The organism is Pseudomonas sp. PDM32 (assembly GCF_019219225.1).
GTDB lineage: Bacteria > Pseudomonadota > Gammaproteobacteria > Pseudomonadales > Pseudomonadaceae > Aquipseudomonas > Aquipseudomonas laurylsulfatiphila.
In genome coordinates this window covers 1-14,657 of record NZ_JAHUWE010000012.1, presented here as the reverse complement: position 1 = coordinate 14,657, position 14,657 = coordinate 1, and the positions used below count along the sequence as shown (strand labels likewise).

Annotated in this window: 4 protein-coding genes; 1 reads left to right on the top strand and 3 read right to left on the bottom strand. The window is 60.9% G+C overall.

The genetic code is table 11. The features are described from left to right. Nucleotides 1–176 precede the first annotated feature (176 nt). Genes KW846_RS21800 through KW846_RS21790 form a run of 3 tightly spaced genes read right to left on the bottom strand, consistent with a single transcriptional unit; the run spans nt 177 to nt 4,590 of the window. The gene (locus tag KW846_RS21800) at nt 177–1,505 is read right to left on the bottom strand and encodes a TolC family outer membrane protein (protein ID WP_218485168.1); all 1,329 of its coding nucleotides are present in this window, start codon (nt 1,503–1,505) and stop codon (nt 177–179) included. 1 nt (nt 1,506) lies between these two features. After that, nucleotides 1,507–2,847, bottom strand: coding sequence for an HlyD family type I secretion periplasmic adaptor subunit (locus KW846_RS21795; RefSeq protein ID WP_007970745.1), 1,341 nt, complete (start codon nt 2,845–2,847; stop codon nt 1,507–1,509). A gap of 6 nt (nt 2,848–2,853) precedes the next feature. Then, on the bottom strand, nt 2,854–4,590 hold the full coding sequence (locus KW846_RS21790) for a type I secretion system permease/ATPase (protein WP_007970744.1): 1,737 nt from the start codon (nt 4,588–4,590) through the stop codon (nt 2,854–2,856). Between the two features lie 672 nt (nt 4,591–5,262). On the opposite strand from KW846_RS21790, the gene KW846_RS21785 reads away from it, so the two are divergent. Further along, a partial coding sequence (locus KW846_RS21785; protein WP_218485166.1) for a peroxidase family protein occupies nt 5,263–14,657 on the top strand: 9,395 nt, incomplete at its 3' end.

The window sequence follows — 14,657 nt, the reverse complement described above, 5'->3', positions numbered from 1 at the left end:
GCATAAAGGGAATCAAGGGCCAGGTGGGTAAATTTCAACGCTGACGGTTTTTTGCTGTCGGCGGCCTTTCTGCATCGATAGGCAGCAATGAATGACCGGGTTAAACGCCAGGGGAATTGACGGGGAGGGGGGCACCGGTCAGCCACCCTTTTGCTCGTCCGGCCGGCAGGTGAACGTTAGTTGGTGACCAGCAGTTCCGGGCCGAGGTAATCGTTGATCTGGTTGATATCGTCGTCGCCCAGGCTGCCCACCGAAGAGGCCAGGCGCAGACGCGACAGTAAATAGCGCACTTTGGCCTCGAACAGATCGTGACGTGCAACAAAGAGCAGTTCTTCGGCATTGAGGACGTCCGAGTTGGTGCTGGTGCCGCCTTCCTTGAAACCCTTGCGTGTCGATAACAGTGAGCGTTCGTTGGACACTACGGCCTTCTCCAGGGCGTGAATGCGTTTGGCGCCACTCAGTATGCCTTGATACTCACGGGTGGTTCCGGTGATGACTTCCTGACGCGCGGCGTCAAGCTCATCCAGGGCCTTGTCGCTATTGGCACTGGCTTGGCGTGTCAACGCGCTGACGCCGCCACCGCTGTACAGCGGGATATTGACTTCCAGCCCGATCGAGCCGTAGTGGTTGCGTTGGTTCAGTTCGGAAAGTGATTGGCTTTCACCCGCGGTGTAGCCGGCAATGAAATCCAGTGTTGGCCAGTGGCCGGCGCTGGCACGCTTCACTTCTTCTGCGGCAAGGTCGCGGCTATAGCGGCGCGCATGGATCAGCGGGCTGTCGGTCTGGGCTTTGACCAACCAGTCCTGCAGGTTGCTCGGCAGCAGCGGCGGTGTGTCGAAACTCGGACGCAAGGTGGTCATGGATTCCGGAGTTTCACCGATGTATTCCTCAAGCTTGGCGCGCGCGTTGACCAGGTTGTCCTGCGCTTCGATCAGTTCGGCTTCGGCGAGGTCGCGGCGGGCGGCCGACTCGTCGATGTCGGTGACGGTGCCTGCGCCCAACTCCATGCGCCGTTTCGCCGAGGCGAGTTGTTCATCAAAGGCGTTCAGTTTGGACTTGGCCAGGGTGATGGTTTCGCTGGCCAGGAGCACGTCGAAATAGCTTTCGGCCAAGCGCACCGCGGCGTCCTGGGTCTTGGCATCGAATACCGCGTTGCTGTAGTCGGCACGCTGTTGGCCCTGGCGGTACTCGGCCATCTTCTGTTTGTTGAACAGCGGCTGGCGCAGGCGCACATTGGCGCCCTTGGAGTCGTAGTGGAGATCTCTGTCGATGCCGCTCTGGCTTTGGGAGCCGTTGACCTTGTTGTCGTAGGCCGAGGCATTGATCTGCGGTAGCAGGCCGGCCTTGCCGATGGCGCGGTTTTCGCCGCCGGCTTCTTTTTCATGCACGGCGGCCTGGTAGATCGGGCCCTGGTACTGCAACAGGTCCCAAGCTTGTTTGAGGTCCATGGCGTCAGCCGGCAGGGCCAACCCCAGCAGGCAGAAGAGCAGGCAATGACGTTCCATTTCATTGTTCCTTGAATGAGCTGTCCACACGTTCGAGCATTGGTTTAAGAAGATAGCTCATCAAGTTGCGTTCGCCCGTCTTGATGGTCACGCTGGCGGGCATGCCGGGGCGAATGTGATTGGTGCCAAGCAGGTTCATGCCGTCGGGTGTGACTTCCACCTGGGCCAGATAGAAGGGTTGCTTGCTTTCCTCGTCCATCAGGCGGTCGGCGGAGATGGTCAGCACCCGGCCTGGAATGTTGGGCGTCCTGGCATGGTTGAAGGCCGGGAAGGAAATGTCCACGGGCAGGCCGGGGACCATCTTGTCGATGGCCTGCACGGGAATCATCGCGTCGACCTGCAGCGGTTCGTTGAGCGGAACGATTTCCATGATTTTGAAGCCGGGCTGAATGACCCCGCCGACGGTGGCAATGCTCAGGCCCTGGACCATGCCATCGATTGGCGAGCGAATCACCGTGTGGGTCACTTCATAGTCAAGCGCGCGCAGGCGGTCGGCCAGGGTAGTGTTTTCCTTGGCGGTTTCAGTCAGCTGCGATTCGACTTCCTTGAGGTAATCGTGCTGGCGCTGCAGGATGCGCAGCTTGATTTCAGTGGTCTGGCTACGCACACGGGCGATGTTGTTGAGGTTCTCGGCCTGGCCGGCGGACAGGTCGGCGTTGCTGCGCTCCAGCTCGAGCAGGCGGTTGCGCGGCACATAGCCTTCAGCCGACAGCACGCGGGTACCTTGCAGTTCCTGGTTGAGGAAACCGATCTGCGAGGCGCGGGCACTGTAGACCTGCTGCAGGCCCTTGAGCTGCACTGCCGATGCTGCCAGGTTCTCCTGCAGGATGCTGATTTCGCCAGCGAGTCCGGCGCGGCGGGTGTCCAGCAGGCGCTGCTGCAGGTCCATGGCGGCCTCCAGGCGGTAGTCACCCTTGAAGCGTTTGAGCAGCTCAGGATCGTAGGTCACCACATCGCGACCGTCCCGTTCCGCTTCCAGGCGGTTTTCCACGGTCTTGCTGACGATGTACTGGGCGCTGATCGCACCTTCTTCGGCAGTGGCCCGCAATGAATCGAGGCGGACCACTTCCTGTCCTTTTTTCACTAAATCGCCTTCGCGAACGAGAATGGCCTCCACGGTACCGCCGGTGAGGTGCTGTACGGCTTTGCGATTGTTGGTGACTTTGACCGTGCCGGTCGCGACCACGCCGGCATCCAGCGGTGCCAGCCAGGACCACAGGAGGAAGCCGCCGAAGCCGGCGATCACCAGCCACACGCCCCATCGCGCGGGTCTGCCGACGTCCAGATCCACCATGCTGCGGGGATCGGCAGGAATCATCTCGGTATGTTGGCTCATTTGCATGATCGGTCACTCCCGTGCTTTGACGGAGGCCAGCGGAGTCGAGGCGCCTGCAGGCATCACACTGGCCTTGCGCAGCGCTGCGAATACTTCATCGCGCGTGCCGAGCATCTGCACGCCGCCGTCACGCAGCATCAGCACCTTGTCGACGGCGCAGAGTACGTTGGGACGGTGGGAAATCAGGACCACGGTGGCGCCACGGCCCTTGAGTTCGGCCAGCGCATCGACCAGGGCCTTTTCGCCGACGTCATCGAGGTTGGCGTTCGGCTCATCCAGCACGATCAGATTGGGCTCGCCATACAGTGCGCGGGCCAAGGCAATGCGCTGCTTCTGGCCACCTGAAAGCGGACTGCCATCGGTGCCCAGGCGGGTGTCATAACCCTGCGGAAAACGCAGGATCATCTCGTGCACCCCAGTGATCTTGGCGGCGCGGATGACCGCTTCGCTGTCCACTTCACCAAAGCGCGCAATGTTGTCGGCGATGTTGCCCTCGAACAGCTCGACGTCCTGTGGCAGGTAGCCGAGCCAGGGGCCCAGTTCGCCTTTGTTCCAGGTGAATATGTCCGCGCCGTCCAGGCGCACCTTGCCGGCCTGCGCCGGCCAGACCCCGACCAGCAGGCGGGCGAGGGTGGATTTGCCCGAGGCGGACGGGCCAATGATGCCAAGGCTTTCACCGGGGACCAGGCTGAAGCCCACGCCGCGCAGAATCGTGTTGTTGGTACCAGGGGCACCGGCATACACATTCTCCACCGCCAGCATGCCCTGCGGCCGCTGCAGCGACATGCTCGGTGGCCGGCGCGGATAGTCGTGCAGCATTTCGTTGAGCCGGGCCCAGGCCGAGCGGCAACCTAGCAGTTGCTTCCACGAGGCGATGACTTGTTCCACCGGACCCAGTGCACGGCCGGTGAGGATCGAGCAGGCAATCATCATCCCCGGGGTGATCTTGCCTTCGATCGCCAGCAGCGCGCCGGCGCCGAGGATCAGTGACTGCAGCGTGATACGCACAAAGCGCCCGGTGCTGCTGATCAAGGCGGCGCGGTCTGAGGCCAGGGTCTGCATTTCCAGAATGCGCAAATGGCTTTGGAACCAGCGCTTGCTGATCGACGGCAGCATGCCCATGGCCTCGATGACTTCGGCATTGCGCAGGTTGTTGTTGGCGTATTGGGCGGAGGACATCGCGGCCTGATTGGCTTCGGCCAGCGGTTTCTGCGTCGCCTTTTCAGTGAGATAAGCCAGGCCCATCAGAATCAGGGAGCCGATCAGCGTGAGCAGTCCGAGCAGCGGGTGGATCAGATAGGCGACCAGCAGGTAGATCGGCGTCCACGGTGCATCGAAGAAGGCAAACAGGGAATTGCCGGTGACGAACTGGCGAACCTGGGAGAGGTCTTGCAGGGCTTGGGCCGGATTACCCCCGGCGCGGCTCAGGTTGCGTTCGAATGCCGCGTTGAAAATGCGTCGGTTGAGTTCCATGTCGAGGCAGTTGCCGACCCGGATCAGCACTTTGGTGCGGACCATTTCCAATGTGGACATCAGCAAGAAAAGACCCACCACCAGCACAGTCAGCATCGTCAGTGTCGTGACGTTGCGACTGACCAGGGCTCGATCATAGACCTGCAGCATATAAACGGCTGGCGTCAACATCATGACGTTTATGACGCCGCTGAACGCCGCCAGCATGTAAAAGCTGCGGCGCATGCGAAAAAGGGCGTCGGCCAGTTCGGAACGGATGCTCGACTGCTTGGGCATGGTGATCCTCCCACTTCGAAAAGGCGGTTGCCCTTGGGGCGCAACAGCTAACAGTAAATGTAGTCCCTTAAACGACTTATGCACGCGCAGGCTGGTCGCTCTGTGGATGGCGAGTCTTCCGAAATCTCTGCGTTGCTCCCTTATGCAGCAGCGTAGGTCGCGCTGAAACACTCCGAAATAACATTTCGCTCTATACCTGCACTCAACTTTCTATATGTCTTTTAAAAACAGCTAGTTGTGATCACCAAACACCAGTCGTCTGTTTTAACGACGTAATATTGACAAAGATTTGCTATGGAACTTTAGTCTTAGTTATCGGGGGGGCCGCCCGCCTGAAGCTTGTCATCGTTTTGGCAACGCAAGGCGCGGTGATTTCCCGGAAGGAGCAGAGCATGTCGATCATTGCGTTCTTTTGCAGAGTGAAGGGGCTTTCCAGCAAGTTTGCCTTTACCTCCTGTTTCCATGGCCCGCCCAGGGCGCGTACTCGCTCTGCCTGACCGTTCGGCGAGCCATTCACTACGCGAATTCCAGGCGCGTATCCCGGGTCCCGGGTAACGCCAGCTCTCTCGCTAGAAAACAAGACCAACAAACTGCACAAGCCAGCACGTGACTTGGCGCGGATGGACCTTCTCGTCCCGCGCCTTTACCCAGACAGATCGAGGGCAATCCAAAATGGCCAATTTCAACAAGTCGGACCTGGAATTCATCCTCAAGCAAATCTTCATCGCTGAAGCGAATGCCGACGGCGCCAGCCTCATTGATTTGCTTCCCAATACTCAGGTGCCGTTCGGCCTGCGTACCGTCGATGGCAGCTTCAATAACCTGCTCACCGGCCAGAGTGAATTTGGCGCCGCGGACAACGCCTTCCCGCGTCTGCTTGATCCTTCCTTTCTATCGCCGGCATACGCCGGGACCGGGACGGTGATCGACCCGCAACCGCGGATTATCAGTAACCTGATCGTCGACCAGACCGCCAACAACCCGGCGGCCTATGCCGCAGCTTTCGACCCGGGCCTGGACGGTGTGCTCAACTTCGGCACGGCGGGTAATGATGACGTACTCAAGGATGGCGTGCAGATTGTCAGCAGCCCAGGGCTGGATGGGGTGTTTGGCACGGCCGATGACAAGGACGTGTTCTTCATGCCCAACGTGTCGCCGGACGTCGGCCTGACCGCCAGTTTCAACTCGTGGATGACCTTCTTCGGACAGTTCTTCGACCACGGTCTCGACCTGGTCTCCAAGAGCGCTACCGACGTCGTGTTTATTCCGCTGCAGCCGGACGATCCATTGTTCGTACCGGGCAGCTCGACCAACTTCATGGTGCTGTCACGTGCCGTGCGTACCGCGGGCGCGGACGGAGTAATTGGCACTGCCGATGATGGCCAGCCCAACACCACTTCGCCGTTCGTGGACCAGAGCCAGACCTACAGCTCGCACCCGTCGCATCAGGTGTTCCTGCGTGAGTACGTTCTCAACGCCGCAGGCGATCCTGTTGCAACAGGACGCTTGATTACCAACCGCGATCTCGGCGCCGATGGCGTATTCGGCACTGCCGATGATGGCGCCGGTGATGGGATGGCGACCTGGAAGGTGGTCAAGGCCCAGGCCCGTGACATGCTCGGCATCGACCTGACTGACGCCGATGTGCATAACGTTCCGCTGCTGGCAACCGATGCTTACGGCAACTTCATCCGTGGGCCGAACGGCATGCCGCAAGTGGTGATTCGCATCAGCAACGGTGCCGACGGCATCGCCGGGACGGCTGATGACGTCACTCAACTGGTCGAAGGCAACCGGGCTGCTCCAATCAGTCTGGCCAACGCCGTGAGTACCGGGCACGCCTTCCTCGACGACATTGCCCACAATGCCGCGCCGGTCGTCGTCGGCGGGGTTCTGCAGGCGGATGCCGACATCGCTGTCGGCAATGCGCAGCCCGTTGGCCCGACCGGTAACAACCTGACCTATGACAACGAACTGCTCGACGCCCACTACATCGCCGGCGACGGCAGGGTCAACGAGAACATCGGCCTGACCACCGTGCACCATGTGTTCCACTCCGAGCACAACCGGCTGGTCCAGCAGTCCAAGGACACCATCCTTGCCTCCGGTGACCTGGCCTTCCTCAATGAATGGCTGGCTGACGACGTGACCGCGATACCGACTACACCTGCCGGGATCGCTGCACTGGTGTGGGACGGCGAACGCCTGTTCCAGGCCGCCAAGTTCGGCACCGAGATGCAGTATCAGCACCTGGTGTTCGAAGAGTTCGCGCGGACCGTTCAGCCGCAGATTGACGAATTCCTTGCACCCAACGGTTATGACACCTCGATCAACCCGGCAATCCTCGCCGAGTTCGCCCACGTGGTGTACCGCTTCGGCCACTCGATGTTGACCGAGACCGTCGATCGCTTTGACCCTGCGTTCAATCCGTTGCTCACTGACCCGGCTAATCCAGACTCGCAAATGGGGCTGATCGCGGCCTTCCTCAACCCGCTGGCGTTCGCCGGTAGCGGCGTGACTGCGGACGAGGCGGCAGGGGCGATCATTCGCGGTGTGACCCGCCAGGTCGGCAATGAGATCGATGAGTTCGTCACCGAAGCGTTGCGCAACAACCTGCTTGGCCTGCCGCTCGATTTGCCGGCCCTGAACCTGGCGCGTGGTCGCGACACTGGCATTCCCACCTTGAATGAGGCGCGGCGTGAGTTCTATGCCTCAACCGGTGACAGCCAACTCAAGCCATACATCAGTTGGGCTGACCTGGCGGACAGCCTCAAGCACCCCGAGTCACTGGTCAACTTCATCGCGGCCTTTGGTACGCATAGCACGATCACGGCGGCGACCACGCTGGCAGACAAACGCGCTGCAGCCATGGCGCTGGTACTCGGTGGTGCGGGTTCGCCGGCTGACCGCCTGGACTTCCTCAACAGCACCGGTGCCTATGCCAACGTAACGACGGCCGGCAGGGACGGGATACTGGGTACTGCAGATGACCAGACAGGTGTGACGATCACTGGCGTCGACGACATCGACTTCTGGGTCGGCGGCCTCGCCGAACAGAAAATGCCGTTCGGCGGCATGCTCGGCTCGACGTTCAACTTCGTGTTTGAAACCCAGATGGAAGCGTTGCAGAACGGCGACCGCTTCTACTACCTGTCGCGTACCGCGGGCCTGAACTTCGGCACTGAGCTTGAGAACAACTCCTTTGCCAAGCTGATCATGCTCAATAGCGATGTCACCCACCTGTCGAACACCGTGTTCCTGACGCCGACGTTCACCCTCGAGGTGAATCAGGCCAATCAGTTCACCGGCCTGGGTGTAGCCGGCCGCGATGATCCGACAGGCGGCATCATGATCAACGGCGTGGAAGTCGTATCGCTGGTGATTCGTGACAACCCCGACACTGTCGGTCCGGACACCAATTATCTGCAGTACACCGGTGAAGACCATGTCGTCATGGGTGGCACCGCCGGTAATGACATCATCATCTCCGGTGACGGCGATGACACCCTTTACGGCGATGGCGGCAATGACCGCCTCGAAGGCGGTGCCGGGAACGATGCGGTACTGGGCGGCGCGGGCGATGACATCATCTCCGACTCGTTTGGCGACAACCGTCTTGAAGGTAATGCCGGTAACGATGTGATCGTGGCTGGCAGCATGCTGGCTGCTGGCAACCTGATCCTGGGGGGCGATGGCCAGGACTTCATCATCACCACCGAAGACATCAGCACCACCTTCGGCGGCCAGGGTGACGACTTCATTCTCGGTGCCAAGACCAACCTGCCACCAACCGGTAACGAAGGTGATGACTGGATCGAGAAGGGCACCCAGGACGGAGCACCTGGCGATAACTTCTCGCCATTGCTCAATGACGATGTGATCGGTAACGACATCTTTGTCGGCGGCGGTGGCTTCGACGAAATGATCGGCGAAGGTGGCGACGACATCTTTGTCGGCAGCGATGCCCAGGACAAGATGGACGGCATGTCCGGTTTCGACTGGATCACCTACAAGAACGACAATGTCGGTGTGACCGCTGACCTGAGGCTGGCCGCGCTGGCGCAGCCACACGGCAATACACCAAACCAGAACGCCGGGGTGTTCAATCCGGTCGGTGCCTCGCCGGCCTCGATTCTCGACCGTTTTGCCGAGGTCGAAGGCTTGTCCGGTTCGAGTTTCGGCGACGTGCTCAAAGGCGATGATGTCGATGCCGACACCATCATCAACCATGGTGGTGCCACGGGCAGTGCGCTGACCAATGTCGCGCTGATCCGCGGACTGGCGCAGTTCCTGGCCGATGCCGGTTTGCCGACCACCGGCTTTGCCACTGGCAACATCATCCTCGGTGGCAATGGCAGTGACCTGATCGAAGGTCGCGGTGGTGATGACCTGATCGACGGCGACAAATGGATCAACGTCAGGATTGCCGTTTATGATCCGGCTGACGTCAACCATACCGGTCCCGAAATCGCCTCCTTCGACAGCATGGTCGATATGATTCCGCTCATGCTGGACGGTACCATTAACCCCGGTCAGCTCAAGGCCGTGCGGGAAATCCTGCCCGGCACCTCGACCGGCGGGGCGGCCTTCGACACCGCCATTTACTCCGGGCTTCAGGACGAGTACACGGTGACCGTCGACGACCGCGGCACCGCCAATCTGGCGGATGACGTCTATACGGTGACAGACAGCGTAGTGGGCCGTGACGGCACCGATACCCTGCTGCATATCGAACGCCTGCAGTTCGCCGATAACCAGCAAGTGCTGGTGCCGGGGCTCAATGCCCAACCGACTGGCAGTCCGACTATCACCGATGGCAACGGCGGCGCGATCGTCGTGGGCGACACGCTGACTGTCAGCGTGGCCGGTCTGCGCGATGCCAACAACGTCACGGCGGGTAATCCGCTGGGCTTGATCAATAGCTCCGTGTCCTACTACTGGCAGTTCGAGGCAACTCCGGGCAGTGGCGTTTTCGAGGACATCATCCTGTTGCCGGCCGGTGACCTGGCGTTCCAGAGTGCCGATGGCACCTCGTTCAAGGTTTCTCCCGACCTTGCCGGGCTGTCGTTGCGGGTCAAGGCGATCTACCAGGATGCCCATGGCACCACTGAAATGATGTTCTCGCAGCCGACCTCCGTGGTGGCTCCGGGCACACCGGTCGTACCGACAGCGCCAGTACCGGTCGTGGATGCCACCGCCGGTGGCGCAGGCCTGCACATGGTCCGCTCTGACCTCAACTTCATTCTTGACCAGATCAAGATTGCCGAGGCTGAAGCGTCCGGTCAGGACATCCTCTCGCTGATCCCGAACATTCGCGCGCCATTGGGCCTGCGGGCGGTCGACGGGTCGAACAACAACCTGCTGAACCTCAACGGCAACAATCACACCGAGTTTGGTGCTGCTGACAACGTCTTTCCGCGCTTGACCGATCCGGTCTTCAATCCGGCGGAAGGGGGAACGACGTATGCGAGCAACGGCGGCCTTGTGATTGACTCGCAGCCGCGCACCATCAGTAACCTGATCGTCGACCAGACGTCGAACAACCCGGCGGCCTATGCCACGGCTTTCGACCCGGGTGCGGACGGAGTGCTCAACTTCGGCGCGGTGGGTAACGACGACGTGCTCAAGGATGGCGTTCAGATAGTCGCCAGCCCCGGCATGGATGGTCAGTTCGGTACTGCCGATGATCACGATGTATACCTGTTCGAGAACACCGCGGCGGATGCGGGGCTGTCAGCTCCATTCAACGCCTGGATGACCTTCTTCGGGCAGTTCTTCGACCATGGCCTGGACCTGGTGACCAAAGGCGGCTCGGGCACTGTCTTCATTCCGCTTCAGCCGGATGACCCACTGTTTGTCCCTGGTAGCCCGACCAACTTCATGGTCCTGACCCGCGCGACCAACCAGCCAGGGCCTGATGGGGTTCTCGGCACGGCCGACGACATCCATGAGCACACCAACACCACCACGCCGTTCGTGGACCAGAACCAGACCTACAGCTCGCACCCGTCGCACCAGGTGTTCCTGCGCGGATATGAACTGACCGCCGACGGCCCCGTTGCGACAGGCCGGTTGATCACTAACCGTGACCTTGGGGCGGATGGTACGTTTGGTACTGCTGACGACGTTGAAATCGGTGGCATGGCGACCTGGAAGGTGGTCAAGGCCCAGGCCCGTGACATTCTCGGTATCAATCTGACCGACGCCGATATCGACAGCGGCCCGCTGCTGGCGACTGACGCCTATGGCAATTTCCTCAAAGGGCCGAACGGCTTCCCGCAAATTGTCATTCGGGTCAACAACGGGGCAGACGGCATTGCCGGTACCGCCGACGACGTCACTACGCTTGTTGAAGGCAATCCGGCCAGTCCGGTCAGCCTCGTGAACGCAGTGCGCACGGGGCATGCCTTCCTTAACGACATCGCGCACAACGCCACTCCGGTCGTTGTCGGTGGCGTTCTACTGGCGGACGCTGACACCGATGTCGGCAATGCGCAGCCTGTTGGCCCAGGCGGCAACAACCTGACCTATGACAATGAACTGCTCGATGCTCACTACATCGCTGGCGACGGTCGGGTCAACGAGAACATCGGCCTGACTGCAGTGCATGCGATCTTCCACTCCGAGCACAACCGTCTGGTCCAGCAAACCAAGGACACCGTGCTCGATTCGGGTGACGTGGCCTTCCTCAATGAGTGGCTGCTCAATCCGGTGACCGCATTGCCTGCCACCCAAGCCGAGTTCGATGCGCTGCAGTGGAATGGCGAGCGCTTGTTCCAGGCTGCCAAGTTCGGCACCGAAATGCAGTATCAGCACCTGGTGTTCGAGGAGTTTGCGCGGACTATCCAGCCCCGAGTCGACCTGTTCTTCGCACCGACCCAGGTCTACGACGTCGACCTCGATGCCTCGATCGTCGCCGAGTTTGCCCACACCGTATACCGGTTTGGCCACTCGATGCTGACCGAGACCGTCGATCGCTACGACATCGACTTCAACGTGATAGGCGATCCGGCCAGCGCCAATCCCGATCAGCAAATGGGCTTGATCGCGGCATTCCTCAATCCGCTGGCGTACGCCGCCAGTGGCGTATCGCCAGAGGATGCGACCAGTGCGATCGTACGCGGGGTAACACGGCAAGCCGGTAACGAAATCGACGAGTTCGTCACCGAGGCGCTGCGCAATAACCTGCTCGGTCTGCCGCTTGACCTGCCGGCGCTCAACATTGCCCGTGGCCGCGATGTGGGGATTCCCTCGCTCAACGCGATCCGCCGCGATATCTACAGCCAAACCGGTGATACCCAACTCAAGCCGTACACCAGCTGGGTCGATCTGGTGCAGTACCTCAAACATCCGGAGTCGTTGATCAACTTCATTGCGGCCTACGGCACGCATGACACGATCACGGCGGCGACCACGCTGGATGGCAAGCGCGCTGCAGCCCTGGCACTGGTCTTCGGTGGTGTGGGTGCGCCGGCTGACCGCCTGGACTTCCTCAACAGCACCGGTGCCTATGCCAACGTGACGCTGCCTGGCAGGGATGGGATAGCGGGCACTGCGGACGACCTGAGAAATGTCACGATCACAGGCGTCGATGCGATCGATCTCTGGATCGGCGGCCTGGCCGAAGCGAAAACCCCGTTCGGCGGAATGCTCGGTTCGACCTTCAACTTCGTGTTCGAGAACCAGATGGAAAAACTGCAGGACGGCGATCGCTTCTACTACCTGGAGCGTACCTCTGGCCTGTCGATGAATGCCGAACTTGAAAGCAACTCGTTCGCCAAGCTGATCATGGCCAACACATCGGCCACTCACTTGCCGGGCCTGGTGTTCTCGGATCCCGGGTTCTACCTGGAAGTGGACCAGGGCAGGCAATTCAACGAAGGCCTGGTCTCCGTTGATCCGCTCGGCCCGAACGGCGAGCAGGTGGTGTTCCGCGACAACCCGCTGACCGTGGGGGCGGACACCAACTACATCCGGTACAACGGTGCCGAGCACATCGTGCTGGGTGGCACCGATAACGACGACATCCTCATTTCCAGTGAAGGTGACGACACGGTCTGGGGCGATGGCGGCAACGATCGCATCGATGGCGGTGACGGCAACGACCAGCTGCGTGGTGGCGTTGGCGACGACATCATCACCGACACCGGTGGCGACGATAACCTCCAGGGTGGCGACGGCAACGACGTACTGCACGGAGGCAACGGCATCAACCTGATCATTGGCGGGTTCGGCAACGACTTCATCGTGACCGGTGAGGACGCCTCCGAAGCCATTGGTGGCCAGGGCAACGACTTCATTCTGGGCAGCAAGGCCAACGAACAGGACATGGGTAACGAAGGCGACGACTGGATCGAGAAGGGCACCTCGGACGGTGCACCTGGCGACAACTTCGACCCGCTCGGCAACGATCCTGTGATCGGTCACGATGTATTCATCGGCGGTAACGAGAACGACAAGTTCAACGGCGAAGGCGGTGACGACATCATGGTCGGCAGTCTCGGCATGGGTGACCGCTATATCGGCGGCTCCGGCTATGACTGGGCGACCTTCAAGGATCTCGCCCAGGGCGTGACCATCGATTACAGCGACCGCTTCTTCGATGTGCCACCGATGCCGGGTTCGGGAGCCTCGGCGCTGGTGCGTTTCGACATCATGGAAGGCCTGTCGGGTTCGTCCCACGGTGACTTCCTGCGCGGTGATAACGAAGATGCGACATCGCTACCCACTGCAGGTGCAACCGGCAGTGTGCTGACCAACATCAGCCTGATCGACGGCCTGGCGGGTCTGTTGCCAGCCGGCGCGACGTTCTTCGACGGTGGCAACATCATTCTCGGTGGCAGCGGCAGCGACCTCATCGAAGGTCGCGGTGGTGACGACATCATCGATGGTGACAAGTGGCTGAACGTGCGCATCAGCGTACGGGCGAACGCTGATGGCTCTGGCGCGGAAATCGCCAGCTTCAACAGCATGGAACCGCTGGTACCGTTTATGCTGAACGGCACTTACAACCCGGGGCAATTGGTCATCGTGCGGGAGATTCTGACCGGCACTGACAACTTCGACACTGCGGTGTATTCCGGCAATGCGTCGGAGTACAGCGTCACCCTCGACGGCAATGCCGTCATCGTGACCGACCTGGTGGCGGGCCGTGATGGCGTGGATCGCCTGACGGGCATCGAGCGTCTGCAGTTTGCTGACCAGGCGCAGACGTCCGGCGTCGGCACCGCCGTGAACAGCGGGCCTGTGGGTCGTCTGGCGATCCTCGATGCTACCACCGGTGCACGTGAGGATACGCCTGTCGCCGGGCAGCTGTTGCGCGTTAGCGATCGGTCATTACGCGACGCAAACAGTGTGAGTGCGGCCAACCCGACCGGTGCGGTTACCGGTCCGGTGTCTTACTACTGGCAGGTCGAAAACATCCCGGGTTCGGGCGTCTTTGAAGACATCACCTTTATCGCCGCAGGCGAGGCTTCGCGGGCGATTGGCGAGACCTATCGGGTGGCGGACGATGTCGCCGGTCTGAACATCCGCGTTCGGGCGGTGTATCAGGATGGCAGTGGTACGCTGGAGATCGTCGACTCGTCGGCGAACAACGCACCGACCGCAGGGCCGGGCATCCTCGGGTTTGCGTTTCTGAACGAGGTGCTGACCGCCGACCTCTCGACCATCGTCGATGTCGATGGCCTCAGCAATCCGCAGTTCACCTTCCAGTGGCAGGAAACCAATGGGGTGACCTTCGTCAACATCGCCGGAGCCACTGCCAGCACCTTTGCGCTTGGCCAGGCTCAGGTCGGTGATCAGGTGCGCGTGGTAGTCAGTTACGTGGATGACTTCGGCGTGGCCGAAAGCGTTACGTCCGACGCCACGGCCCCGGTGGCCGCCGGTGAAGTGTTTGTCGGTACCGCCAGTGGCGACCTATGGTTCGGCACGGCAGGCAACGACGTGGCCAGCGGAGGTGATGGCAACGACTTCCTGAACGCCTTGGGCGGCAACGACATCCTCAATGGTGATGCGGGCAATGACATTCTCATCGGCGGTAGTGGTGCCGACACGATGGCCGGCGG

Bases quoted from the DNA above. Each gene is read 5' to 3' on its own strand.
- KW846_RS21800 (WP_218485168.1), bottom strand. From the start codon at position 1,505: ATGGAACGTCATTGCCTGCTCTTCTGCCTGCTGGGGTTGGCCCTGCCG.
- KW846_RS21795 (WP_007970745.1), bottom strand. From the start codon at position 2,847: ATGCAAATGAGCCAACATACCGAGATGATTCCTGCCGATCCCCGCAGC.
- KW846_RS21790 (WP_007970744.1), bottom strand. From the start codon at position 4,590: ATGCCCAAGCAGTCGAGCATCCGTTCCGAACTGGCCGACGCCCTTTTT.